We start from the raw sequence: 25,319 nt of genomic DNA on the forward strand, positions 1-25,319 counted from the left end.
ACGTGCTCAGGCTCCCTTGAGCAGCAGGGACTTGCGGCTGGTGAATTCGGCGTTGGCCCGGTCGTAGTCGTCGGGGCGGCCGATGTCCAGCCAGTAGCCGTCGAACTCGTAGGCGTGCGGCGGGTTCTGGGTCTTGAGCAGGTCGAGGACGAGCTCGTCGAAACCGAGCGGCAGGCCGGGGGTGTATCCGTCGAGGGTCTCGCGGCTCAGACCGTACACGCCCATCGACACGCGGTAGTCCATGCTGGGCTTCTCGGTGAAGCCGACGACGCGGGTGGCGTCGGTGGTGAGCACCCCGAAGTCCACGTGCACCTTGCGCGGGTAGGTGGCGATGGTCAGTGGCGCGCGCGAGGCCTCGTGGCGGCGCAGCACGTCGGCGTAGTCGAGGTCGGTGAGGACGTCGCCGTTCATCACGAGGAATCTTTCCGGGAGCCGGTCGCGGAGGTTCAGCAGCGGGCCCATGGTCCCCAGCGGGCTCTCCTCGGTGGCGTAGTCGACGGCCATCCCCCACTGGGACCCGTCGCCCACGTAGGCGCGGATGATCTCGCCCAGGTGGCCGATGGCGATGGTGCAGCGGGTGAATCCGGCGGCCGACAGCTGGCGCAGCACGATCTCCAGGATGGCGTGCTGGTCGCCGATGGGGACGAGCGGCTTGGGGAGGGCAGTGGTGTAAGGGCGCAGCCGGACGCCCTTGCCGCCCGCCAGGATCACTGCGTACATGGGGAGTTCCTCCATCAGTCGTGTGACGAGCCGTGGTGGGGGGACGTGGGTATGGCGGTGGGGAGGGCGTGGGGGGGGTGGGGGTCCGGAGGGGTCAGACGTTGTAGATGCCGGTCTTGTACCGGGCGAGGTTGGCCGGGTCGCGGAAGAACTCGACGGTGTGCGCCAGGCCTTCCTCCAGGCTGTGGGCCGGTTCCCAGCCGGTGGCGGCGGTGAGCCGGCTCGCGTCCGCGACGAGCCGCATGACTTCGGAGGCGGCCGGCCGCAGTCGCTCGGTGTCCTCGCGCACCTCGATCGGAACCTCCATCACCTTGCCGATCAGCGCCACCAGGTCGCCGACGGAGATCTCCGTGCCCGTACCGGAGTTGAAGGTGCGGCCGACCACCTGCGCGGCGGGGGCGGTGCCCACCGCGAGGAACGCCGCGGCGGTGTCCTTGACGTAGCTGAAGTCCCTGGTGGGGCGCAGGTCGCCGAGGGTGATGACGCGCTCCCCGGCCGCCACCTGGCCGATGACGGTGGGGATCACCGCGCGCATCGACTGGCGCGGGCCGAAGGTGTTGAAGGGCCGCAGGGTCACCACGGGGGTGTCGAAGCTCGCGTGGTAGCTGTCGGCGAGCCGGTCGCCGCCGGCCTTCGAAGCAGCGTACGGGGACTGGGTGTTGATGGGGTGGTCCTCGGTGATCGGGACGGTCTGCGCGGTGCCGTACGTCTCGCTCGTGGAGGTGTGCACCAGGCGCGGTGTGCCGAGCGCGCGGACGGCCTCCAGCACGTTGAGGGTGCCGGTGACGTTGGTGTCCACGTAGCTGTGCGGGGCCCGGTAGGAGTACGGGATCGCGATGAGGGCGGCGAGGTGGTAGGCGCAGTCGGCGCCGTCCAGGAGCCCGCGGACCGAGCCGGGGTCGCGGACGTCGCCGAGGACGATCTCCACCTGGTCGAGGACTTCGGGGGCGAGGGTCTCCAGCCAGCCGTAGGAGGAGAAGGAGTTGTACTGGGCCATGGCCCTGACCCGGTAGCCGCGGGCGACGAGGGACTCGGTGAGGTGGGAGCCGATGAAGCCTTCGGCTCCGGTGACGGCTGCGAGCGGTGCGGAGGTCAACCGACCTCTCCTTTCGATGGGTGGTACGGGTACGGGTACGGGGTCGGGCGGGGGGTGTCAGGCATGGGAGGCGGGCCGGCCGAGGAACCGCAGCGCGCAGCCGATCAGGCACAGCGCGGCTCCGGCGCAGCAGAGCGGCAGGACGGACGGTCCCGGGGGCAGGCGGAACAGGGTGACCGCGCCGGCGGCGCCGGCGGCCCCGAGGCAGATCAGGGCCGGGGTCCAGGCCACCGCGAAGGCCTGGAGCAGCAGGGCGGTCCACAGGGTCGCGGCGAGCAGGGGCAGGGTGGCGGGGCCCGCGCCGGTGAGCAGCGCGGCGGGCACCAGCGGGAGCGTGTAGAGGAGCAGGCACAGGGCCAGGACACCGGCCGACCGCAGCCGGAAGCCGACGGGGCTCCCGGACGCGCCGAGCGCGGCGGCCGACAGGCCCCGGTAGCGGTAGAGCAGCCATTCGGCGGGACCCATGCTCACGGTGAGCACGATGACCGCGTACGGCTCGCGACGGCCCGCCAGCAGCACCAGCAGGGCGGCGGCCAGGCCGAACAGGCCGTAGGGCAGGGAGCGCGGCAGCGGCGGCCCGGCGCCCTCGCCGGCCGCGGGTGCGGCGGCGTACTCGGTGCGCAGGGTCCGGCCGGCGACGGCGAGCGTGGCGGCGAGGGCCAGGAGGGTGAGTCCGGCGCGCAGCAGTGGGCCGGGTTCCCACCAGGGCAGTACGGCGGCGCCCGCGGCGAGCGGGGCGAGGGCGGCGAGCAGCAGCGGTTCCCGGCCCAGGACGAGCAGTACGCCCGCGGCGGCCAGGTAGAGGGACTGCGCGGCCGCCGCCCAGATCACCGGGGAACCGTGGGCGGGGACGGCGGCGGCCGCGGTGGCGAGCGCGGCACCGAGCGGTGCCCCGCGCAGCAGGGTGCGGGCGGCCTCGCGCCGGCCCGCCACCATCCACAGGTAGGCGCGGTGGCCGAGGGCCTGGCCCCACGCCCAGGAGACGACGCCCGCGACGACGAGCGCGGCGGCGTGCTTCCCCGGTTGCCACAGCGGTGCGGTGAGCAGGTAGGCGAGGGCGGGGAGGGCGAACAGTACTCCGCGCAGCAGGCAGCGCAGGTGGTCGGGGCGCCACGGGTCGGCCGCGCGGGCCGGCTCCGGGAAGACGCGGGGCACCCGCTCGTACAGCGCCGTGGCGAGGGAGAAGATGTCTGGGTGGCCGTAGCACTGCCGGATGGTGTCGGCGGAGAGCCCGTCCGCCTCCAGGAGCGCGGCCACCTCGTACGGGTGGACGGCCGGTCCTACGCGGTCGGCCATGTCGGCGGCGAGCCCGTTGACGGCCTCGTCGGTCCGGGCGGGTCCGGGCAGTCGCAGCCCCAGGGTGACGGCCTCGCCGTCGTGGCCCGGGGCGGTCCCGCGCGGGCCGGGGGTGAGGGGGTCCGCGCCGCGGCGGCGTGTGGCCGGCCGTTTGGGCACGGCCAGCCGGAGCGTCAGGGTGTCGTCCTGCCCGCGGCGCGGTTCGAGGTCCATGGGTCCGCTCATCCGGCCAGGCTCCCCGTGCCGGAGACCGCCGACGCGGTGCTCTCCTCGGGGGCGTCCGCCCTGGCCCAGGAGGGTACGGGGCGACGCGGACGCGCACCCGCCGGGGCGGCCGGCTGCGGGGCGGGCGCCTGCGCGACGGCCGGTCCCGCGGCGGCCGGTCCCGTGGCGGCCGCCGGTGCGGAGGCGGCCGTCGGTACGGGGGCGGGTACCGGTACGGAGGCCGGTGCCGTGGGTGTCTGCGCGGGTACGGGTACCACCGCGATGCGGGGCGGGGCCGCGGCGGACCGGGCGAGGGCGGGCAGTTCCAGGTAGATGGAGCGGAAGGTGTCGATGGTCTGGCGCAGTGTGAACTGCTCGATCACCCGCAGCCGGGCGGCCTCGCCCATCGCCGCGCGCCGCCGGGCGTCGGCGAGCAGTTCCACGGCGGCGGCGGCCATGGCGGCCGGGTCCCGCGGCGGCACCACGAGGCCCGCGTCGCCGACGGCCTCCCGTACGCCGCCCACGTCGGTGGAGACGGTGGCCCGTCCGCACGACATGGCCTCGATGAGGGTGAAGGGGAAGCCCTCGCTGATGCTGGAGAGCATCACGACGTTGCCGGCGGCGTAGGCGTCCTTGATGTCGTCGACCCGGCCCTCGAAGACGACGGCGTCGGCGTGCCCGAGCTCGGCGGCCAGTGCCTCGCACCGTTCCCGGTAGGCCTCCCCGCCCCGGGGGGTGCYGCCGAAGAGCCGCAGCCGGGCCTCCGGTACCTGACGCCTGACCAGGTCGAAGGCGCGGATCAGGGTCTCCAGGTCCTTGATGGGGTCGACCCGGCCGGCCCAGCTCAGCGTGGGGACCTCGGGCTCGGGCCCGGCCGGTGGGAAGGCTGCGGGGTCGACGCCGTTGTAGACGGTGCGTATGGACTCCGGGGCGGCGCCTCCCTCCTCCTCCCACAGCCGGTTGTAGCGGTTGCCGGGGGTGATCAGGGCGGCCCTGCGGTAGCTTTCCTGCGCCAGCAGCCGGAAGAAGCCGAGCACCAGGGCCTTGACCGGCCAGCGGTAGGGCGCGGTGCGGTAGCCGATGTAGCGTTCACGCAGGTAGACGCCGTGCTCGGTGAGCAGGAGGGGCACGTCGTGCCGTTCGAGTCCGGCCAGGCCGGGCAGTACGGCGACGCCGCCGCTGACCGCGTGTGCGACGCCGTCGCTCGGCGGTGGCGCGGCGAGCGGGCGCAGGGCGTGTTCCAGCAGGGTGGTGGCGGTGAGCGCGTCGCGCAGGGTCGGACGGGCCTCGCGGACGGCCAGTCCGGGGCGGTTCCACACCGCGGCGAGGATGGTGATGGCGCGGTGGCCGCGCAGGAACGGGCTCAGCTGTCCGTCCGCGGCGGCGCGCGCCATCGTGTAGAGCGCGGGGGCGAACCCGTCCTCGGCCCGCGGGTCGAGGAGCGCCGTCAGGAACCGTTCGTACGCGGCGGCCAGCCGCCGCTCGGCGCGCCCGCGGGGCCGCCGGCCTTCCGGCGGGGCACCCCACATGGGGACGGAGCGGACGCTGTGGACGTGGGCGGGCAGGTCCCAGGCGAGGGCTTCGCGGCCGGTTCCGGTGACCGCGATGACGTCGAAGTCGAGGTCGGGCATGCCCTGGACGAGCTGGTCGCACCAGACGCTGACGCCGCCGTGACTGTGCGGGTAGGTGCCTTCGGTGAGCAGGGTGACGCGTGTCGCTCCGGGGCGGCGCGCGCCGTGGTGAACGTGCATGGGTGGGCTCCACGGCCGGAAAGATGTGGGGGTGGCCGCGGTCGGTGGACCTGGCCGTCCCGGCCGCGCAGGGGCGGCCGGGACCTCGCGTGCGCCGGTCGGTCAGCCCCGGGGGGCTCGGGAGCCGCCTTCGCGCACGGCCGCGGGGAGCTCGGTGCGCGGGGCGGGGGCGGTCTGCGGAGCCGGCCGGGAGAAGGCGGCGGCTCCGGTCCGTGCTCCGGTGGCGGTGGCGGACGCCGGAAGGGTGAAGGCGAGCGGCGTCCCGGCCGAGGCCGTCCAGCCGGAGGCCCGGCCCGCGTAGGGGCTGCCGAAGGCGGCGGTGCCCTGGCGGCTGCCGGCGAGCAGGGTCGCGGGTGCCGCGAGGCCGTTCGGGGCCTGGACGGTGACGGTGTCACCGATGCGGTAGGCGGTGACCTGACCGGCCCTGACGGCGTCCTTCCAGGCCGCGCGGCGCTGGAGTTCGACGCCGATGTCCTTCATCCGGAGGTTCTCCACGGGGGTGTTGTCCGCGAAGAGGGCGGCGTACCCGTCGAGGACCCCGCCCAGGACGGGATAGGCGATGCGCTCCTCGGCGAGGTTGGACTGGTGGATGAAGTGGGGCTTGGGGTCGTTGGAGAGGACGTGGCCGAGGGCGGTGCGGATCTCCTGCGGCGCGATGTACTGCGCGTACCCGGTGGCCGTGTCCAGCGGGGCGGGCAGGCAGGTGGTGGTGTCGGCGTGGTCCTCGCAGATGCCGCTGCCGCCCTGGGAGCGGCGGGTGTAGATCCAGTTGTACTCGTCGGCCTGCTCGACGGCCTTGCCCGCGTTGTAGAAGACGTTGATCGGGTAGCGGGCGACGGTGGCGGCCGGGCCGACGGGCCGCTGGTCGGGGTCGCGGGAGTTGTCCGAGGCGAGCCACTTGACGCCGTTGTCGGCGAGGGCGAGCGCCAGGTTGGGGTTGTCCTGCGGCTGCTGCGGGAGCAGTTTCATGCCCGAGTGCTCACCGGTGACCAACTCGTCGTTCTGCAGGGGCAGTCCGGAGGTCTGGCCCCAGACGCGGTTGGTCGCGATCTCGTCGCTGATGGCGGCCCTGGTGACCCACTTGGTGGCGCCGCCCGGGAGGGTGGCGCACTTCCACGGCACGGCGCTGACGTCCTGCTCGCAGCCGAGGTAGGCGTGCGTGTAGGTGTGGTTGACCCAGCGGAAGCGGTCGCGCTGGGCGATGAGGGTGTCCGCGAGCTCGTCGGCTCCGTTGTTGTCCTCGCGCTGGTCCAGGCTGCCGGCCCCGTTGTAGACCATGTCGAGGGTGAAGCGGTGGGCGGTCTGCCACTCGGCAGTGTACGTGGCGTCCGCTCCGGTCATGCGGATCGGGTTCGGGGTGCCGGCGCCGTTCGCGCAGTCCACGTCGCCGGGGGTGCAGTTGAGGGCGCTGTCCCAGCGGTCGTCGGCGGCGAAGACGTCGTCGACGTGCACGGCGAAGTAGTTGCGCGAGGCGCCCAGGTGGACCCCGCCGGTCATCCACTCGACGATGCCGCGGGCCAGCAGGCGGAACTGCTGCTGGTACTGGTTGTAGACGAAGGTGACGACGAGTTCGCGCCGTCCGTCGTGCCGGTACTCGCCGACCAGCGAGCCTCGTCTCGGCGTGCCGGGTATGGGTGCGTCGACGTAGGTGGTGAAGTCGGCGCCGGGGGCGGGCTGGGCGAGGTAGGCGTAGCTCTCGCCGACGGCGGGCGAGTTGTCCTCGAAGGGGACGGCCCCGTCGAGGTAGGCGAAGGGGCCGCCGAGGCCGGCCGCGGTGACCCCGGCGCGCACCCCGTCGAGGCTGCCGGCGTAGCCGCCGGAGGCGAAGTACTGGAGGCCGACCTGGGGCCGGGAGTAGGTGTAGGCGTCGACCTGGGGGATGCCGTACGTGCGCTCGTAGGCGCTCAGGGCCGTCATCTCGGCCGAGCCGGCCGGGAAGGGGTTGTCGTTGGGCATCACCACGGCCTGGTACTTGGCGCGCGGCCGGCCGTCCAGGGTGTCGGCGAGGAAGGCGGCGTCGATCGTGGACCGCCCGCCCCGGGTGAGGTCGACGGTGGTGTACGGCGTTCCGGCCGAGTCCAGTTCGGCCGCGATGGCGGCGGTCGACGGACCACCGTCGCTCACCACCAGCACCCGCAGGTCGGTGCGGGGCGCGGGGTCGTCGGCGTGTGCCGGTCCGGCCGGTAAGCCGAGCGCGGCGATGAGCGTGCCCACCGTGAGCACGGCGGTGCGAATGGTCCGCTTCATGCGGTGAAGTCCCCTCCCAGGCAGGGGTGAGCACGGCTCGCACGGAGCGGACGCACCCCCTCGCGCGACGCCGGCGCCCCCTCAGAAGCCAGTCGTCGACGCATCCGTCGCGTCACATGGTGATGTCTCTGTGTAGCGTTTGTGATGGTGTCGCGAAAACCGGCGGAAAACCGCAGGCGCACAATGGGGGCGCAATCAAGGGACGGGCGAGGGGACCGGAGCGGGTTCCGGTTGTCCCGTGCGCGAGGGCCCGGAGGCGCGCAGGCGTTGCGCGCTGGTCCGGGCCCCGAGTGGTGCACCTTCGCGGACCGTGGCGGTCCACCGGTCGGGCTCCGATGGCCGAGACCATTCGAACACCCGATCTGCAGTTATTTCAAGCCATCGCCATCTCGACGGGCGGGCGGGCGGTTCGTCAGGCGCAGAGCACGCGGGTCTCGGGCGTGTACACCGGACCGCCGGTGGCGTTGCTGCTGTCGCTGAACTCCGCGTAGTAGTAGCTGTAGAAGCCGATGTTGCCGTTGCAGCCGGAGTCGGCGGCGATCTGGAGGGTCAGCGTGACGGTGCGGCTCTGGCCGGGCGGGATGGTGGCGCCGTAGTTGCCGCCGAGGTTGGCGGGACCGGTGCCGGCGCAGGAGGTGCTGCCCGAGGCGGTGGCGACGGAACAGCCGGTGAAGCCGTACTTGAGGTCGGGGCGCTGGGTGGTCAGCCAGGTGGGATCGATCGTCTGGTAGACGAACCAGACGTCGTAGCTCTTGTTGTTGGTGAGCGTCATCGACAGCTGCACGGTGCCACCGGGCGTGGTGGTGGCACTGCTCGTGCTGAACGTCAGCGCGGCCGGCGCGGGGTCTGCGCTCGCGGCGGGGGCGAGGCCGAACACGGCGAGGACGAGGGCGAGGACGGCGGCGAGGCCCAGACGGCCCGTCAGAGGTGATCTCATGGCCCGGGAGGCTAGACAGAACACGCGTACGCCGTCTGCCCCGTCCGGAAGGGCGCGTCCGCGGATCGGCCTGAAGTGCCCCTCCTGCGAAGGGCCTGCGGGGAACCCGTGAAGGAAGATCACACACCGTATACCGGCAGCGCACGCACCGTGCGCAATGTGTGGGACGGGATCGGCCCCCCGGGGCGGCACGGGGTCCGGCGCTTTGGCTCACACCCGACGCAGGGGCGGGCCCGGAGCCGCTTCCCGGCCCGCCGCGGCCCCGGCGTTCCCGGCCAACCCGGCGGGTTCCGGCCTGCGGCACGTGCCGGGGGCCCGTGCGGCGGGCCTGACCGCGTCCGGCGACCACGTCCGGCGGATGCCGTCGACGGCATGCCGAAGCGCCCCTGCTCACCGCTTCCCGGCGGGGGGCGGTGAGCAGGGGCTGCCGGGGCGGCGCGGACCGGCCGCCCCCGGACTACCGGGCCACCGGACTACCGGCCGCGCTGGATCTCGAAGTGGTCGACGCGCTGCCCCGTCTCGGCGAGCGCGCTGACCTTCATCCGCGGGTGGGACCCGGTCTCCACCTCCACCGCGAGGAACGAGTAGTTGGTGTACCGGACCCGCGACCACTCGACGGTCTCGGTCGCCTTCGCACCGCCCTTGGCCCAGTGGTAGGTGTCCACGCTGTCGCGGTCCGCGACGTGGCCCTCGTAGGAGTCGGGGACCGGGAAGCTGTACAGCGAGCGGCCCGCCGCGCCGGCCGTGACGTACACGATGCCGTCCCGGGTCGGGTCGGTGCGCTCGCCGATCGGCACCTTGCGGCCGACCCGGTTGGCCTTGATGGCGTCGGTGCGCTCGTACACGTGGTTGTGGCCGTTGATGACCAGGTCCACCGTGTGCTTCTCGAACAGCGGCACCCACGCGTCGCGGACACCGCCCTCGGAGGCGTGCGAGCTGGTGGTGGAGAACGCGCAGTGGTGGAAGAAGACCACGATGAAGTCGACGTCGCGGTTATGGCGCAGCTCGCCGAGGCGCCGGTCCAGCCAGGCGGTCTGCCTGCCGCCGCTGATGCCGAAGTTGGCGGGGATCTCGTACGAGACGTCGTTGGCGTCGAGCGCGACGACGCCGACGTTGCCGTGCACGAAGGAGTAGGCGCCGGGCTGGTTGACCGGGTCCGGGCCGTTGTCGGGCAGGGACCAGCGGGCGTTCTGGCCGCCGTAGCCCTGCGGCGAGTACCAGGCCTCCATGTCGTGGTTGCCGGTCGTCACCATCCACGGCACGCTCTTGGCCACCGACTCCGTCTGGGCCAGGAACTGGTCCCAGGCGCGGGCGTCGTAGGTGTCGCCGGGGGCGCCCGCGCCGGAGGAGTCGGCGTAGCAGATGTCGCCCGCGTGGAGGTGGAAGGCGGGGTTCTGGGCCAGCAGCACGGCGTCGTTGGCGAGGGCGTGGTAGCTGACGCCCTGGTCCCCGAAGGCGGTGAAGGTGAAGTTCTCGGCGCGTGCGGGTGCGGTGGTGAAGGTGCCGAGGGTGCCGAGGTTGCGGTGGTCGGCCGGGTCGAACCCGTCGTGGCCGACGCCGTAGTAGTACGTCTGGCCGGGCCGCAGCCGGTCCAGGCCCACGTGCAGGTAGAACTGCTCGGCGGCCGCGATCTTGCCGCCGTTGAAGACGGGGGTGCTGAGGTGGCGCACCTCGGCGTCGATCTTCCGGCTCAGCGCCCACGGGCTGGTGCCGATGCGCAGGTACGGCTTCTTGACGGCGAAGGGCACCTGCCACGAGACGCGCATCTGGGTCTTCGGGTCTGCGCCGTACTGCAGGTGGCGTCCGAAGGGGGCGGTCAGCGAGCCGTCGACGCCGCGCCGCTCGGAGGAGGCCGGCAGCGCGGCCGGGGCCGCGTAGGCGGGCGAGGCCGCGCCCGCACCGAGGCCGACCCCGGCCACGGCGGCGGTGACCGCGCCCGCACGCAGTGCGCCGCGCCGGGTGAACCGGGCGCGCAGGTAGTCGTGCTGCTCGGCCATGCTCATACCGGAGGCGAGCTTCTGAGGGATACCGAAATCGGGTACGTCCAGGTCCATGGCGCGAACATCCTCTCCTCGGGCGACGTGAATCCCACCACCGGGTGAACGAAGGGGATACGGACCCCCATGTGACGTCCAGAATCTTCGCGAACGAGCCGCAGATCACGCGGGAGACAGGCCGTGGCACGGCGTACGTGCCCCGCACGGGGCACAGGGGAGGTTTTCCGCCAGTTCCCTCATTCCCCGCCCGCCGTGGAGCCCGCTCAGTAGCGTGAGCTCCGCTAACAGTCCGGCCCCGCCTACGACATGGGGGCCGGGCACAGACGTGCGAGTGAGGGAGCGGGCGCCGATGGCGAATGTGGAAGTGTCCCTGAAGGAGATCATGACCTCGGTCGAGGGCGCGCTGGGGGCGGCGCTCGTCGACTACACCAGCGGGATGGCGCTGGGCACCCTCGGCGGCGGCAAGGACCTCGACCTGATGGTCGCCGCCGCGGGCAACACCGATGTGATCCGGGCGAAGGTCCGCACCATGCAGATGCTGGGACTGCAGGACGAGATCGAGGACCTGCTGATCACGCTCGGCAGCCAGTACCACCTCATCAGGCTGCTGGGGGGCAACGGGATGAACAGCCTGTTCCTGTACCTCGTGCTGGACAAGGGCAACTCCAACCTGGCCATGGCCCGCCACCAGCTGAAGCGCGTCGAAGCGGCACTGGAGCTGTAGCCGGGGTGCTCCGGGCCCACGCATGCCCACGAGTTGAAGATTTCTTCAACTCGGCATATCTGAAAGCAGTCAAACTCGGGCAGGCGTGGGCCCCGCGGGCGCAATGATGGGCACGACGACGGACATGACGACGGACACGACGGGCACGACGACGGGCACCTGGACGGGCACGAGGGCTGTCCGACCGGAACGCCGGTGCGGAGGAGCACCGTTGCAGGCGATGGCAGGAGCACGCGTGGGAATCCAGGTACCCCTGTACCAGGCGAAGGCCGAGTTCTTCCGCATGCTCGGGCACCCCGTCCGCATCCGCGTCCTGGAGCTCCTGCAGAACGGTCCGCGGCCCGTGCGCGAGCTCCTCGCCGAGATCGACGTGGAGCCCTCCAACCTCTCCCAACAACTCGCCGTGCTGCGACGGTCGGGCATCGTCGTGTCCATCCGCGACGGATCGACGGTGAGCTACGCGCTCGCCGGCGGCGACGTCGCCGATCTGCTGAGAGCGGCCCGCCGCATCCTCACGGAACTCCTGGCCGGCCAGAGCGAACTCCTCGCCGAACTGCGGCAGGGCGACTCCAGGCCGGCCCGCACGGGCGTGGAGACCCGCACGGGCGTGGAGACCGGCACGGGCGCCGGCGCCGCTACGTGACGCGCGCGGGGTGACGGGGCACCCCGTCGGCCGACGCCGCCGTGCCACCGTCCCCGCACCGGAACTCGGTGGCGGGCCGGACCGGCTCGGGCGATCATCGACCGCATGGACGACCAACCCGAACGATGGACCCAGGCGACCGTCTACCCCGACATGTGGGCCGACCCGGACGACGACCCCCGCAACAACGAAGGGGTGAGCCCGGACGGCGAGTTCGCGAACCTGCTGGACTTCCTGACCAACTACCGCATGACCCTGCGCATGAAGTGCGAGGGCCTGGACCCGGAGCAACTGGCCCGCCGGTCGGTGCCGCCGTCGACGATGTCGCTGCTCGGCCTGCTCCGGCACCTGGCCGAGGTGGAACGGGACTGGCGCAACTGGATCACCGACGGCGACCCGCTGCCGAAGCTGTACGGCGCGCGCGACTCCGACTTCCACGGAGCCGTCGCCGAGCAGGCCGTGGTGGACGCCGCGTACGCCGATCTGGATCGCGAGCAGGCCGCGACCGACGCCGCGCTGGCCGAACACCCGGACCTGGGCGCGCGCGTGGGCAAGGACGGCATCGCGATCCGGGAGCTGCTGGTGCACAGGGTCGAGGAGTACGCCCGCCACTGCGGCCACGCCGACCTGTTGCGCGAGTGCGTCGACGGAAGGGTCGGTCAGTAACACCCCCGCGCCGGTCGGGCGGCGGCGAGGACCGCGCTATCCGGACAAGCTGCATGGCCGCCCGGTGAATCACGGGCGGCCGACAGTACGCCGACGCGCCAAAGACAGCAGGTCACCGGCCACGAAGCCGGGCGCCCGCGCGTCCGCGCGCGGTCGGCGCACCCCGACTGAGCTGCCCGAACGACCATTCGGTTGCCGGTATGCGGACGGTGTGTCCGTAAATCGGTCATCGATGTGCGTCTCCCCTTCGGATCAGACAGGCTCAAGCACGTAAGGAAGCGGTTCCGAAAAGCAGAATCGCATCCAGCCTTTGAATCGAAAGAGAGTCTTGTCGTGCGTCGCATCGCTACCGTCTCCGCCGCCGCCCTCCTCTGCCTGGCCGGAGTGACCGGCATGGCCGAGGCCCGGCCCGCCAGCCTGTACGCGCCCTCCGCCCTGGTGTTCTCGGTCGCCCAGGGCGACGACGCGGCGGCCACCGTCTTACGGGCGTCCACCCTCAGCTGCGCGCCGGCCGCCACGGGCACCCACCCCGACCCCCAGGCCGCGTGCGCCGCCCTCAAGTCTGCCGGCGGCACGCTCGACCGCCTGCTGACCGCGCCGAACCCGGACCACGCCTGTCCCATGCACTACGCCCCCGTCACCGTCACGGCCGACGGCGTGTGGCAGGGCACCCGCGTCGCCTGGAAGCACACCTTCTCCAACGCCTGCGAGATGTCCGCGACGGTCAACGGAAACGCCGTCTTCGCGTTCTGACCCGGTCGCACACGGAAGGGGGCGGAGGCGGACCCGGGCGCACCACCGCCGCTCCGCCCCGCCGTCACACCGTCACTCCGTCACACCGCGGGCTTTCGCGCGGTGACCAGCCAGGAGGAACTGCGCAGCCGCACGGCGCCGCCGCTCTCGTAGGGGTGCAGCGCGTCGGCAAGGGTCCGGCGGGCGCGTTCCGCCTCCGTCGGCCCGACCTGGTCGAGGAGGTGACGGCCGGGGCCGGAGTCCAGCAGGAACGCGGCCGCGTCCTCGGCGTCGCGCCCCCAGTCCCCGTACGCCTCCACGCCTACGGACTCGACGGCCTCGAAGCCGGAAGCCTCCAGGATCGCGGAGGCCCGCCCGGGGGTCGCGAGGGAGAACATGCCCGGGGCTCCCGGCACGCCGAACTCCCCCACCGGAAGGATCCCGCGCAGGGTGGCCAGCGCCCGGAGCCAGTCGTTCTCCTCGGGCAGCGCGGCACAGACGAAGGACAGGCGGCCGCCGGGACGCAGGGCGCGCCCGATGTTCGCGAAGGCCGCCTGCGGATCCGCGAAGAACATGACGCCGTACCGGCTGAGGGCCACGTCGAAGCCACCGGGGGCGAACGGGTGGACCTGGGCGTCGCCCCGCGAGAAGACGACGTTGGCCGTCCGCTCGTGTGCCGCGCTCGCCCGCGCCCGTTCGAGCATCGGGGCCGACAGGTCCAGGCCGAGGGCCGTGCCCTCCGCCGCCAGGCGGGCGGCGAGCCGGGTCGTGCGCCCGGCTCCGCAGCCGATGTCCAGGACCCGGTCGCGGAGCGCGATCCCGGCGGCGTCGAGGAGCGGCTGGTTGAACCCGTCGTTGACGGCGTCCCAGCGGTCCTGGTGACGGGCCCAGAAGGCGCCTTCGTAGCCGTTCCACGCCTGCTCCTGGTCCTTGTTGGCCACGCCGCCGGCCTGCTCCGCCCGAGCGGTCCGGTCCGCTCGGTCGCCTTGGTTCACCTGATCCATCGGGTGCCTCCACGCCATAGAATGGGCAAGTGCCCAAAGAGTATGGGCGAGCGCCCATACTGGCAATCGGCTTTCGGAAAGAGGTTCCATGTCTCCGCGTGGAGTGGCGATCCCCGACCTGCGCGAGCGGCTCTTCGCCGCCGCCGAACGGGTCGTGGCCCGGTCCGGCGCCGCCGCCCTGACCAGCCGGGCGGTCACCGACGAGGCACAGTGCGCGAAAGGGGTCCTGCACGCGCACTTCCCGGGGCTGGACGAGTTCGTCGCCGCGCTCGTCCTGGACCGTTTCTCCCGCAGCGTCCGCGGTGCGCAGGCCCTGGCGGACCGGGTGGGACGGGGCACCGTCGCGGACAACCTCGTCGACTTCGCGGCGGCGCTGCTGGACTCCCTGGATCCTGCGGTCGTCGGCCTCGCGATGACCCGGCCCGCCGCTTCCCTGCACACGCGACGGGCGCTGGAGGCCGGGGAGCCGGGGTTCGCGGCGATGCAGGAGTCCGTCGCGGGCTACCTGGAGGCCGAACGGGAAGCCGGCCGCGTGCCAAGGGGCGCCGACCCGCACATCCTCGCACTCGCGCTCGTCGGTACCGTCCACCACCTGCTGATGACGCGTTCCCCGGACGCCGACTTCGACGCACGCGCGACGTGCGGGCGTCTGGTCACCGCCCTGCTCGGCACGCCGGGCGGCCCCCCGGCCTGATCCCGGCCCGCCCGCACCGCGGCCCGGCGCGCCGCGGCCCGGCCGGAGGGCCGGGCCGCGGTGGGGCGTCGTGGTTCAGCGGGCCCGGGTCACTCCGCCGGGTACCAGACCGTCCCGCTGCCCCCGTGCCGGGCGAGGGTGTCCTCGATGATGCTGCCGGCCTGGAAGTACCGGGGATGCTGCCGCAGGAAGCCCGAGAAGGAGTCCAGGGACGTGGCGTCGCAGACCCCGTCGGTCCGGATGCAGAAGCGCTGGACCGGGACTCCGGGGAACTCCTCCGGCCCGGTGCCGGGGGAATAGGCGACGAACGGGACGAGCACCCCCTCGGGAACCAGGTGCCAGAAGCCCGTGCCGGGCTGCATCGGGTCGGAGTAGAGCATGCCGTCGACCTGCGAGCGGGGCACCTCGGTGCCGTTGTCGGCGATCGTCCGGAGCAGCAGGTCGCCGACCCAGGCCCCCTGGGAGTAGCCGGCGATCGTGAAGCGTGCCGTGGGGTCGGCGCGGTAGGTGCTCTCCAGCGCGGCCAGGGCGTTCCAGTAACCCTCGTTGACGCTGTCGCCGAAGCTCGGGGTCCCCCAGGGGGCCGGCATCTCGTTGTGGCTCCCGACGAACGGGCCGCCGCTGGCCGCGTAGCAGACGGGAACCGCGGTCCCGCCGTTCAGGTGCTCGTTCGCCGCCGTGAAGCTGCTGGTGCACCCGGGGGCCTCCGCGGCCGCGCCGGTGCCGCCGATCTCGATGTAGTAGTGGTGCACGGGGTCGGCGTGCGCGGCGGGCGGTACGGCGGCGGCGCCGGCGAGCAGCAGGACGGTCGACGCGATGACGGACTTGAGGCGGCGGGCGAGCCCGCGCGGCTTCGTGGTGGTCATGGGACCGGTCGTCTCCCTCGGTTCGGGGGTGGACGCCGCGTCGGATGCGGCGACCGGTTCCCATCGTGGTGTTCTCGCTGGTGGGCGGACCATGTCAACGACCGGCCATATCTGGCCGGTTGCCCGCGCCCCGTGTTTCCGGGGGGAATCCGGCAGGGCATCCGTCACCGGTGGCCGCAGTCGCGGCAGGGTGAGAGGGGTGCGAGTGAACGACCGGTTCGGTGCGTTGCTCCGCGGGTTGCGGCTGGAGGCGGGGATGACCCAGGAGCAGTTGGCGGAGCGGTCCCGGCTGGGCGTGCGCACCATCCACCGGCTGGAGACCGGCAAACCCACCGATGCCCGGATGGGAACGGTGAAGCAGGTCGCCCACGCGCTGGCTGACGCGCTGCGCCGCGACCGGGACGGCGTCTGGACGGATCTCCTGGCCGCCCAACGCGGTACCGGTACCGGCACCGGCACCGGTTCCGCTACGGATGCGGGCACCGGTACCGGCACCGGCAAGGCCGCGGGTACCGGTGCCACCGCCGGGGACGCCGGCGCGACGGCCGGCCCCGTGCCCGGGCGTCCGCCCGAGCCCGCGGCCGTACCTCCCCGGTCCTTGCGGGCCGGCACGCTGGCGCCGTCGTCGGGAGCCCTGGCCGCTGTCGCCGACGCCCTGGCCCTCGACGTGTACGGCCGCTGCGTCCGCGAGGAGGAACAGCGGCGCGTCCACGATCCGTTCCCGCTGCCCGTGCGGTGGCGGCCGGCCCCCGAAGACCTGCTGGACCGCGGGGACGACCTCGGCGGCCCGTCGTCCCCGCGGGGCGGACCGGCCGGCATCGCCGACGTCTACCGGCGCGTCCGGTCCGGGCGGCTGCTGGTGCTCGGCCGGGCCGGCTCCGGCAAGACGGTCCTGGTCCTGCGGTTCGTCACCGACTACCTGGCCGGCCGCTCCGAGGGCGAGCCCGTACCCGTGGTCTTCGGCATCGGGTCGTGGGATCCGGCCGTCACCACGCTGCGCGACTGGCTGATCGAGCGCCTCCTGCGCGACCATCCCGGCCTCGACGCGCGCGCACCCGGCGGATCGCCCCTGGCCTCCGCGCTGGTGGACGCCGGGTGGATCCTGCCGGTGCTCGACGGATTCGACGAGATCGCGCCGGGGCTCCTCGGCCTCGCCCTGCGAGAACTCAACACGAGCGCGCTGCCGCTCCTGCTGACCAGCCGTACCGAACGGTTCACCGAGGCCGTCGCGGTGGAGGGGCTCCGCCGGACCGCCGGCATCGAGCTGCTGGACCTGGACGCCGAGGACCTCGTCCACTACCTGCCCCGCACCGCCCGGGCCGCCGCACCGGCCGCCCCCGGCGGAGGGACCACCACCGTGTGGGATCCCGTCCTGGACCGGCTCCGCACGGGCCCGGACGACGTGCCCGGCGCCCACCTGGCGGCGGTGCTCGGCACGCCGCTGATGGTCCTGCTCGCCCGGACCGTCTACAGCGACTCCGCGGCCGAGGACCCGGCCGTACTGCTGGACGCCCGCCGCTTCCCGACCCCGCAGGCCATCGAGGAACACCTGCTGGCCGGCTTCGTGCCGGCCGTCTACCGACGCCGTCCCACGAGCGCGGCCGGGCCCCGCGCCCGGCCCCGCCCGCGCCGCGGCTGGGACCCGCAACGTGCCCGGCACTACCTGGTCCACCTCGCCGGACACCTGGACGGCCCCGGTCGGCTCGAACGCCAGGACCTGGCCTGGTGGCAACTGCGCGACTCGGTACGGCTGTCCTCCCGCGTCCTGGCCGTCGTCCTCGCCTGCTCCCTGGTCACCGGCGTCGCCGACTGGCTGGTGTTCCCGGCCAGGAACCTGGCCGCCGGTCACAGCGCCGCGTTCGCGCTGGGCGCGGGCCTGTTGGACGCGCTGTTGTTCGGCCCCGTGGTCGGCCTCTCCTTCGGGCTGGTCTACGCGCTCCTGGCCGTGTTCCGCGTCAGGGCGTTCGCGCCGTCCCGCGTGCGGATGCGCCTGCCCGGCCGCGGACGGGTCCGCCGGGCCGACGGCCCGGCCGCCCGCAGGTGCGCCACGCTGTTCTCGGCAGGGCTCCTGGGCGGCTTCGTCATGGGCCTCGGCTGCGGGCTCGGCTTCACCACCGGAGCCCTGCTGACCGGCGCCCGCGGAACGCCCGAAGCGGTGCTGATCGAGGCGACCGTCGTCAACTCCCTCGTGTACGGGCTCACGTTCGCCCTGGCGGGCGGCCTGGTGCTCGGGCTCGTCGCCGCCCTGGAGAGCCCCCTCGACCTCGGGTCCGCCGCCACGCCGACGGACCTGCTGGCCGTCAACCGCAGCATAGTGGGGCGCCAGGCCCTGTTCCTCGCGCCCATGCTCACGCTGGTCATCGCCTTCGGCGGCCGTCTGATCACCGAACTCCTCCAGGGAGTCGCCGGTCCCCTCAGCTGGCCCCTGGCCGACGGGCTCGCGCTGGGCGCCGTCGGCGGCCTGGCCGGTTCCCTCTCGTACGCCCTGGCGTTCACCGCCTGGGGCCAGTGGGTACTGCTGGCCCGCCTCTGGCTTCCCCTGACCGGTCGTCTCCCCTGGGCCACCGTCGACTTCCTCGACGACGCCTACCGGCGCGGGGTCCTGCGCCGGGTCGGCGCCGTCTACCAGTTCCGCCACGCACGCCTCCAGCACCACCTGCTGGAAGAGGCCGCCGCGTAGGACCCGCGAGGGGCGCCCTCAGGCTCTCTTGACCGGTGCGGTGAAGGTGGCGGCGCAGCGGGCCGCCATGGCCCGGACCACATGGGGCGGGATGCCCGGGTTGCGGGCGGCGTGAACCACCGTCTCCCGGTCCAGCAGACTCACCGCCAGCACGGCCGCGGGGAGGGGCCCGTGCCGCAGGACGGCCGCGCGTACGGAGCCGTCCGGGTCGTCGGTCAGCCGGATCGCGTCGGCGACGGGCAGGCGCGGGTCCTCGGCCGCCCGGTACCGCACCTCCGGATCGCGGTCCCCGGCGAAGCGGGAGACGAGCTCCGGGGGCGCCTGCGGATCGTCCAGGGCGAGCCGGCGCATCCGTCCGTGCGGATCGTCCGCGAACCGCAGCAGGCCTTCGCGGGGGAAGTTGGGGTGCGTACGGGGGCGCCCGGGGGACGACAGGCTGCCGGTCCACCAGGTCCACACCCGCAGCAGCATCTCGGCGGGGGCGTCCTCGCAGGACTCGGCGAGGAACAGCTGCACCACCCGGTCGGTGTCCCACGCCAGCCGTTGGACCACGTCCGGCGGGAGCCGCCGGGCGCGGGCCACGCTCCGGCGCACCAGGAGGTGCGAGGACGCGGCGAGCACGCGCATGGCCTCCGGGTCCTCGTGGCGGTCCTCGACCCACCGCAGGGTGGGGGACCTGCCGGACGGATCGACGTCCACGCGGATCGCGGCCCGCTGTTGCTCGGTGATGTCCGCGCGGAGCGCGACCGTGTGGCGGACGCCGTCGTCCGGGTCCTCGGCCAGCCGGGCCACGCTCTCCGGGTCGAGGCGGGGATTGGCGGCGAGTGCCCTGCGCAGGCGCACGTCGCCGGTGGCGAGGAGGTGCTCGACCAGGTCCGGGCCGAGGCGGCAGGTCTCGACGGCCCGCTCGCCCGGCTCCTCGCGCAGGAAGGCTTCGCGGGAGAGCGGCAGGTCCTCGTTGCGGCGCAGCAGCGCGGCCGTCCGTACCGCGGCCGACCCGTCCGCGAGCAGGGCCCGGCGGCGGTCGGCCGACAGGACGGACCAGGAGGTCCGGCAGACCGTCGCCCGGACCCCGGCGTCGGGGTCCTCGGCCAGCAGGGCGGCCTGGCGCTCGGGGAGTCCGGTCAGGCCGGCGGCTTCGGCCCGGACGCGGGGGGAGGGATCGGCCGCCAGCAGGGCGCAGGTGCTTTCCTCCAGGGCGGCCCGCCCGTCGACGGCGAGCATCGTGAGCAGCCACCGTTCGCGTTCGGTCGCGGCCGCCCGGACGAGCCGGGCCCAGTGGGCGGGGGTCAGCCGCACCCCCAGCTCCACGCCCCTGAGCACGGCCTTCGGATCGGCCTGCGCCAGGGCCGTCTCCACGAATTCGTCGGGCGGCAGCCGCCACCACAGTTCGGGGAAGGGGAGCAGCAGCTCCCGGCGGACGGGTCCGGGGGTGCTCGGGTTGGAGGAGAGGCCCTCGGCCCAGGCCTCCAGGAGGGCCGGGGACGGGTCGGGGCCCGTCAGGAACGCGTCCCAGGCCGCGGCGGCGTCCTCGGCGCCCTGCCGGGCCCCGGCCTCGGCCGCCGCGTCGATCCGCGCGCCGACCCCGGTCAGGACCAGCGGCCGTGGGGCGCCGGGACCGGCGCTCACCCGTGCGACGGTTTCACCGTCCGTCGTGGCGAGGAGCAGCCCTCGCGGATCGGGATCCGCACCGGTGAGGATGCCGGCGAGGGCCGCGACGGGATCGGCGGCGCCGATCCGGACCCGGCGCCACGCCTTGCCCGTGCAGCCCCGTGGGGCCCGGGGGCCGTCGAACGCGAGCAGGAACTCGCGGCCGCCGCCGAGGAGGAGTCCGGCCGCTTCGGCCGGGTCGGCGGCGGCTTCGCCGTCCGCCGCCGCCGCGGCGAGGAGCCGTCGCGCGGTGGCGGCCTCCCGTATGCCCGGGAGCCACCAGTTCCCCAGGGGCTCCAGCCCCATGGAGGCCAGCAGTGCCTCGTAGCCCTCGCGATCCCGCAGCCTGTCGTCGCTCACGTCCCCCGCGCCCCCTCGTCCTCGTGCTCCCGGCCATCCTCTCCCGACGGGTTCCGGGCTACGGGATCAGGGTGCCTGGACGTGGGGCGTGGGTGGGGGGGCGCCGGGGTGGCGGACCGCTATCCGGCCCGGACGAGCTCCAGGACCTTGACGCCCAGTTCCAGCGCCTCGTCCGGTTCGCGCACGCACTGCTGGTAGTCGACGAAGCAGCCGTCGGCACCGGTGTCCCTGATCCCCGCGAGGACCGCCGCGATCTCCTCGTACGACGCACCCGGCTTGGGGTTGAAGCGGATGCTGCGGCGCAGCAGGCCGGGGTCGCGGCCGGCCTCCTCCGCGGCCCGGCGGGCGGTGTCCCAGAGCCCGGCCAGGCTCTCGGGCGGCAGGGCGGCTCCGACCCAGCCGTCGGCCCGGCGTCCGACCCGGCGCATCGCGGCGGGTGAGAAGCCGCCCAAGTAGATGGGCGGGTGCGGCTGTTGCGCCGGCCGCAGGCCGACGTGGGCGCGCGGGATGTGCCAGTGCGGGCCCTCGTGCTCGAACTCCTCCCGCGTCCAGATGCCCTGGAGAATGTCGAGGATCTCGTCGAGGCGTTCTCCGCGCCGGCCGAAGTCGGCGTTGACCGCGGTGTATTCGTCGCGCAGCCACCCGATGCCGAACCCGACGTCCAGTCGGCCGCCGGAGACCAGGTCCAGCGAGGTGAGGGTGCGGGCCAGCAACAGGGGCGGGTACCAGGGGGCGTTGAGCGTGCTCGTGCCGAGCCGGGCCCGGGTGGTCGCGGTGGCGGCGACGGTCAGGACCGTGAGCGGGTCCAGGAAGGTGCGGTACTCGGGCGGGTACGGGTTGCTCGGCGTGTGGCCCGGGTAGAGGTCGCTGGGCTCGACCGGGGTCAGCGACCGGTCCCCCACCCAGAGCGAGTCGAAGCCAGCGTCTTCCGCGTCGCGCGCGAAGCCGGCGATCCGGGCGGCCTGCGCGTGGGTGCCGTACTGGGGCAGTGCGATGCCTATCTCCATGGCCCCATCGTGGACGCGGGGTGGCCCCCGGGCCCAAAGGCGCCACGCGTGACGCGCGGCACACGGATCCGGGCTGCGGGATCCTCCCCGGGCCGATCCTCACCACGGGCGCTCGTCGGCCGCCCCGGGGGCCAGCAGCACCTCGGCCACCTGCTCGGTGGCGGCCGTTGCCTCGTCCTCGGGGAGGAAGTCGGTGACCAGTACGTCGATGTCCTCCAGCGTGGCGAAGGTGGTGAGGCCGACGGCCGACCACTTGGTGTGGTCGGCGAGGAGCACGGCGCGGCGGGCGGAGCGCAGGAAGGCCCGGTTGGTCTCGGCTTCGGCGAGGTTGGGGGTGGTGAGGCCGGTGGCGGCGCCGAGCCCGTGGCAGCCGAGGAAGAGCAGGTCCACGTGCAGGGACCGGATGGCCTGGTCGGCGACGGGCCCCACGAGCGCGTCCGAGGGGGTGCGGACACCGCCCGTGAGGATGACCGTGGTGCCGCTCCCGGCGCTGCGGGCGTCCTCGAACACCTCGGCGGTGCGCACCGAGTTGGTGACCACCGTGAGGCCGGCGATCCGGGTGAGTTCTCCGGCCAGCGCGTGGGTCGTGGTGCCGGCGGAGAGGGCGATGGCCGAACCCGGAGCGACGAGGGTGGCGGCCGCCCGGGCGATGGCGGTCTTCGCCGCCGTCTCCCACTCGGATTTGGCCTCGAACCCGGGCTCGTGACTGCTGGGTTCGCCACCCGGCACCGCGCCGCCGTGCACCTTGCGCAGTCGCCCCTCGCGGGCGAGGACGTCGAGGTCGCGGCGGACGGTCATGTCGGAGACGTTCAGCGTGCGGGTCAGCTCGTTCACCCTCACTCCGCCGCGTCTGCGGACCTCTTCCAGGATCAGGGCGCGGCGCTGGTGGGCCAGCAGACTGCCGGGATCGGTCATGCCTCGGACTCCTCTCCTCGGGCACGCGCGGCCCCGGTCGTCCACAGCATCCTGACCGATCCCACAGACGTCAACAGGCTTCAACACCCGCCCGGTCGCAGGGGTCGGCGGGCAACTGAGCCTGGAATTGGCCCGGTTCGCCACCTTGACATGCTCCCGGCAACCGCAGTGTGATGTGGGCGTTCCCGTTGAAGTCCGTTCGGTTCTGACGGCTTTCACCGGGCATCTCGACCCCATCAGCGCATTTCCGCACACGTTCTCCCCCCACTCCGAGGAGCCGTCCGTGCACAGGTTACGAAGCGTTCTCGCCCGCCGCCTCACGGCGGCCCTCGCGGCACTGCCGTTACTGGCTCCGGCGGCGGGCGCCGGCGCGATCGCCGCCACGGCGCTCGTCGCCGGAGCCTCCCCGGCCGCCGCCGCGCCCGACGGCCAGGCCCTCACCCCTCCGATGGGGTTCAACAACTGGAACTCCACCCACTGCCGCGCCGAGTTCAACGAGACGATGGTCAAGGGCATCGCCGACCTCTTCGTGTCGAAGGGGCTCAAGGCGGCCGGGTACCGGTACGTCAACCTCGACGACTGCTGGGCGCTGCCGAACCGGGACGCCTCGGGCAACCTCGTCCCCGACCCGGCCCGCTTCCCGAACGGCATCAAGGCGCTCGCCGACTACGTGCACGGCAAGGGCCTCAAGTTCGGGATCTACACCAGCGCCGGCACCAGGACCTGTGACACGGCGGGGTTCCCCGGCGGCCTCGGCCACGAGCAGGCGGACGCGAACCTCTTCGCCTCCTTCGGAGTCGACTACCTCAAGTACGACAACTGCAACAACCAGGGCGTGGACGCCAGGAAGCGCTACACCGACATGGCCGACGCCCTGCGCAACACGGGCCGTCCCATCGTCTTCTCCCTGTGCGAATGGGGCCAGAACAAGCCCTGGGAGTGGGCGGCCCCCCTCGGTCACCTGTGGCGCACCACCGGCGACATCGGCGACAGCTGGTCCTCGATGATCGACATCGCGCACCGGAACCAGCCCCTCGCGCCGTACGCCGGGCCCGGCCGGTGGAACGACCCGGACATGCTGGAGGTCGGCAACGGGGGCATGAACGCCGCCGAGTACCGGACCCACTTCACCCTCTGGTCGATGATGTCGGCGCCCCTGCTGATCGGGACCGACCTGCGCAAGGCGACTGCCGAGACCTTCGAGATCCTGTCCAATCCGGACGTGATCGCCGTCGACCAGGATCCGCTGGGGCGCCAGGGTACGGTGGTCTCCGACTCCGGCGGCCTGGTGGTCATGGTGAAGGAGCTGGAGAACGGGGACCGGGCGGTCTCCCTCACCAACGAGACCGGGTCCGCGTCCACCGTCTCCACCACCATGGACGCCCTGGGCATCGGCAGCCGCGGCCCGTACGCCCTCAAGGACCTGTGGACGAAGGCCGTCTCCACGAACACGAGCGGCACGATCAGCGTCTCCGTCCCCTCCCACGCCACCGTCGCCTACCGGATCACGCCCGGCCCGCTCCCCCTCCCGCCGTCCGGCACCTCCCACCTGTCCGACCTCTCCTGGACGGGTGTGAGCAGCGGCTGGGGGCCGGTGGAGAAGGACCGCAGCAACGGCGAACGGGCGGCCGGCGACGGCAGGGCCCTGACCATCAACGGAGCCGTCTACGCCAAGGGCCTCGGCGTCCACGCGCCCAGCACCGTCACCTACCACCTCGGCGGCAGGTGCACCCTGCTGACGGTGGACGTCGGCGTCGACGACGAGAGCGCCTTCACCGGCGCGGTCGCCTTCCGGATCTACCGGGACACCGTGAAGGTCGCCGACAGCGGCGTGGTCACCACGGCGGACGCGGCGAGGAGGCTCACCGCCGACCTGACCGGCGGGCAGACGCTGAAGCTCGTCGTCACCGACGGCGGCAACGGCGTCGACTACGACCACGCGGACTGGGCGGGCCCGAGGCTCACCTGCGCCTGACGCGGCGTCCGGCCCCGCGACCGGCCCCGCAGCCGTCGGCACCCGACGGCACCCGCTGCCGCCCGTCCGCCCGCCCGCCCGCCCGCCCCGAACAGGGAGTTCCCGTACATGTCCGTGAACCCGTACCGCCGTGGCGCGGTCCTGACCGGCGTCCTCGCCCTGACCCTGGCCCTGGGGTCCTGCTCCTCCGGCAGGCCCGCCTCCGCCCCGGGGGCGGGCTCGCCGGCGAGCGGCCCGGTCTCCATCGCCTACCTGCAGAAACAGGGAGATCAGGAGTACTTCGTCTCCGAGGCGGCGGGGGCCAGGAAGAAGGCCGAGGAGCTGGGCGTCAAGCTCACCGTCGTCAACCTCGGCAACGACGCCTCGAAGACCATCACCGAGGTCAAGTCGGCGATCGCGCAGAAGAACTCCGGCATCATCATCGTGGTGCCGGAGTCGGCGGTGGGCCCCCAGGTCGCCGCCGAGGCCAGGAAGGCCGGCATTCCCCTGCTGACCTCGGACGACCAGGTGTGCGCCGGCGGCCCCAAGCCCGCGGCGTGCGACAAGGCCGATCTGGTGGCACGGGTCGGTTTCTCCGGCACCCAGATGGGAGCCGAGGTCGGCAAGCGCGCAGCGGCCGAGTTCACGAAGGCCGGCTGGAACGCCGCGGACACCCGGATCGTCTACGCCTGGAAACAGGACACCACCGTCTGCACCGACCGGATCAACGGAGCCAAGTCCGCATGGAAGGAGGCCGGCGGCCCCGAGGTCCAGACCGTCGAACTCGGCACGGACAACACCCCGGCGGGCGCGCAGGCCAAGGTCGAGGCCACCGTCACCGCGAACCGTGGCGTCCGGCACTGGGTCGTCATGGGCTGCAACGACGAGAACGTCTCCGGCGGCGTCAAGGGGCTGAACAACGCGGGCGTCAAGGGCGCGGACATCGCGGGGATCGGCCTCGGGGCCTATCTCGCCTGCAAGGACTGGCAGGCCGGTGCAGACAACGGGATGAGGGCCGCGCTCTACATCCCGGGCGACGAGGTGGGCAGGCTGGCGGTGCAGGCCATGTACGACAAGATCAAGAACGGCAGGGAGTTCGCCCCCGAGGCCTTCGCCCCGACCAGGATGGTCGACGCCACCACGTGGCGTGACGCCGGGTTCGGCTGCAAGTGAGCC

The 25,319-nt window shown here is 73.3% G+C and carries 20 protein-coding genes; 8 read left to right on the top strand and 12 right to left on the bottom strand.

Going from position 1 to position 25,319, the window contains the following annotated elements; genetic code table 11:
* Positions 1 to 6: 6 nt before the first annotated feature.
* The 7 genes from AB4039_RS10775 to AB4039_RS10805 all read right to left on the bottom strand — a co-directional run bounded on the left by AB4039_RS10775 (position 7) and on the right by AB4039_RS10805 (position 10,299).
* Positions 7 to 720 (bottom strand): sugar phosphate nucleotidyltransferase, encoded by a 714-nt coding sequence (locus AB4039_RS10775; RefSeq protein WP_266844751.1) that lies wholly within the window; start codon positions 718 to 720, stop codon positions 7 to 9.
* Positions 721 to 814: 94 nt separating this feature from the next.
* Positions 815 to 1,816 carry a GDP-mannose 4,6-dehydratase gene (locus tag AB4039_RS10780; RefSeq protein WP_266844753.1) on the bottom strand — a complete coding sequence of 334 codons (1,002 nt, stop codon included), beginning with the start codon at positions 1,814 to 1,816 and terminating at the stop codon, positions 815 to 817.
* 57 nt (positions 1,817 to 1,873) lie between these two features.
* Entirely contained in the window at positions 1,874 to 3,337 is a 1,464-nt protein-coding gene (locus AB4039_RS10785; protein WP_442270573.1) for a hypothetical protein, read from the bottom strand.
* Complete coding sequence (gene pelF / locus AB4039_RS10790; RefSeq protein ID WP_442270574.1) at positions 3,334 to 5,067, bottom strand: GT4 family glycosyltransferase PelF; 1,734 nt, start codon at positions 5,065 to 5,067, stop codon at positions 3,334 to 3,336. The genes AB4039_RS10785 and pelF overlap by 4 nt, the downstream gene beginning before the upstream one ends.
* Positions 5,068 to 5,169: 102 nt before the next feature.
* Positions 5,170 to 7,314 (bottom strand): hypothetical protein, encoded by a 2,145-nt coding sequence (locus AB4039_RS10795; protein WP_442270575.1) that lies wholly within the window; start codon positions 7,312 to 7,314, stop codon positions 5,170 to 5,172.
* Between the two features lie 412 nt (positions 7,315 to 7,726).
* Positions 7,727 to 8,251: a hypothetical protein gene (locus AB4039_RS10800; protein ID WP_442270576.1), complete on the bottom strand. Its 525-nt coding sequence runs from the start codon at positions 8,249 to 8,251 to the stop codon at positions 7,727 to 7,729.
* A 473-nt stretch (positions 8,252 to 8,724) separates the two neighbouring features.
* Entirely contained in the window at positions 8,725 to 10,299 is a 1,575-nt protein-coding gene (locus AB4039_RS10805; RefSeq protein WP_266844921.1) for a purple acid phosphatase family protein, read from the bottom strand.
* 298 nt (positions 10,300 to 10,597) lie between these two features.
* Here AB4039_RS10805 and AB4039_RS10810 point away from each other — a divergent pair, with 298 nt between their 5' ends.
* The 4 genes from AB4039_RS10810 to AB4039_RS10825 all read left to right on the top strand — a co-directional run bounded on the left by AB4039_RS10810 (position 10,598) and on the right by AB4039_RS10825 (position 13,034).
* Positions 10,598 to 10,972: a hypothetical protein gene (locus AB4039_RS10810; RefSeq protein ID WP_266844762.1), complete on the top strand. Its 375-nt coding sequence runs from the start codon at positions 10,598 to 10,600 to the stop codon at positions 10,970 to 10,972.
* Between the two features lie 241 nt (positions 10,973 to 11,213).
* Positions 11,214 to 11,615, top strand: coding sequence for an ArsR/SmtB family transcription factor (locus AB4039_RS10815; protein WP_266844922.1), 402 nt, complete (start codon positions 11,214 to 11,216; stop codon positions 11,613 to 11,615).
* Positions 11,616 to 11,720: 105 nt separating this feature from the next.
* The gene (locus tag AB4039_RS10820) at positions 11,721 to 12,281 is read left to right on the top strand and encodes a DinB family protein (protein WP_442270577.1); all 561 of its coding nucleotides are present in this window, start codon (positions 11,721 to 11,723) and stop codon (positions 12,279 to 12,281) included.
* 393 nt (positions 12,282 to 12,674) lie between these two features.
* The gene (locus AB4039_RS10825; RefSeq protein ID WP_266844923.1) at positions 12,675 to 13,034 is read left to right on the top strand and encodes a subtilase-type protease inhibitor; all 360 of its coding nucleotides are present in this window, start codon (positions 12,675 to 12,677) and stop codon (positions 13,032 to 13,034) included.
* An 80-nt stretch (positions 13,035 to 13,114) separates the two neighbouring features.
* Here the strand turns inward: AB4039_RS10825 and AB4039_RS10830 are convergent, their stop codons facing one another.
* The gene (locus tag AB4039_RS10830; RefSeq protein WP_442270578.1) at positions 13,115 to 14,017 is read right to left on the bottom strand and encodes a class I SAM-dependent methyltransferase; all 903 of its coding nucleotides are present in this window, start codon (positions 14,015 to 14,017) and stop codon (positions 13,115 to 13,117) included.
* An 88-nt stretch (positions 14,018 to 14,105) separates the two neighbouring features.
* Between AB4039_RS10830 and AB4039_RS10835 the strand changes: the two genes are divergently transcribed.
* Entirely contained in the window at positions 14,106 to 14,711 is a 606-nt protein-coding gene (locus AB4039_RS10835) for a TetR family transcriptional regulator (protein ID WP_442270579.1), read from the top strand.
* A gap of 89 nt (positions 14,712 to 14,800) precedes the next feature.
* On the opposite strand, the gene AB4039_RS10840 is transcribed toward AB4039_RS10835, so the two are convergent.
* Positions 14,801 to 15,577: a PE-PPE domain-containing protein gene (locus AB4039_RS10840; RefSeq protein ID WP_266844766.1), complete on the bottom strand. Its 777-nt coding sequence runs from the start codon at positions 15,575 to 15,577 to the stop codon at positions 14,801 to 14,803.
* 205 nt (positions 15,578 to 15,782) lie between these two features.
* On the opposite strand from AB4039_RS10840, the gene AB4039_RS10845 reads away from it, so the two are divergent.
* Positions 15,783 to 18,257, top strand: coding sequence for a helix-turn-helix domain-containing protein (locus tag AB4039_RS10845; RefSeq protein ID WP_442270580.1), 2,475 nt, complete (start codon positions 15,783 to 15,785; stop codon positions 18,255 to 18,257).
* Between the two features lie 18 nt (positions 18,258 to 18,275).
* Here AB4039_RS10845 and AB4039_RS10850 read toward each other — a convergent pair whose 3' ends face one another.
* The 3 genes from AB4039_RS10850 to AB4039_RS10860 form a co-directional block, all read right to left on the bottom strand.
* The gene (locus tag AB4039_RS10850) at positions 18,276 to 20,267 is read right to left on the bottom strand and encodes a PE-PGRS family protein (RefSeq protein WP_442270581.1); all 1,992 of its coding nucleotides are present in this window, start codon (positions 20,265 to 20,267) and stop codon (positions 18,276 to 18,278) included.
* A gap of 119 nt (positions 20,268 to 20,386) precedes the next feature.
* Positions 20,387 to 21,274: a TIGR03619 family F420-dependent LLM class oxidoreductase gene (locus AB4039_RS10855; RefSeq protein ID WP_266844772.1), complete on the bottom strand. Its 888-nt coding sequence runs from the start codon at positions 21,272 to 21,274 to the stop codon at positions 20,387 to 20,389.
* Positions 21,275 to 21,373: 99 nt separating this feature from the next.
* Positions 21,374 to 22,189: a DeoR/GlpR family DNA-binding transcription regulator gene (locus tag AB4039_RS10860; RefSeq protein WP_266844774.1), complete on the bottom strand. Its 816-nt coding sequence runs from the start codon at positions 22,187 to 22,189 to the stop codon at positions 21,374 to 21,376.
* Between the two features lie 448 nt (positions 22,190 to 22,637).
* Between AB4039_RS10860 and AB4039_RS10865 the strand changes: the two genes are divergently transcribed.
* Together AB4039_RS10865 and AB4039_RS10870 are read left to right on the top strand one after the other, a co-directional pair.
* Complete coding sequence (locus AB4039_RS10865) at positions 22,638 to 24,164, top strand: NPCBM/NEW2 domain-containing protein (RefSeq protein WP_266844924.1); 1,527 nt, start codon at positions 22,638 to 22,640, stop codon at positions 24,162 to 24,164.
* Positions 24,165 to 24,272: 108 nt separating this feature from the next.
* Positions 24,273 to 25,316, top strand: a complete 1,044-nt coding sequence (locus AB4039_RS10870; RefSeq protein ID WP_442270582.1) for a substrate-binding domain-containing protein — start codon at positions 24,273 to 24,275, stop codon at positions 25,314 to 25,316.
* Positions 25,317 to 25,319: the final 3 nt, after the last annotated feature.

Origin of the sequence: Streptomyces sp. M-16 (assembly GCF_052114405.1) — a bacterium.
Lineage (GTDB): Bacteria > Actinomycetota > Actinomycetes > Streptomycetales > Streptomycetaceae > Streptomyces.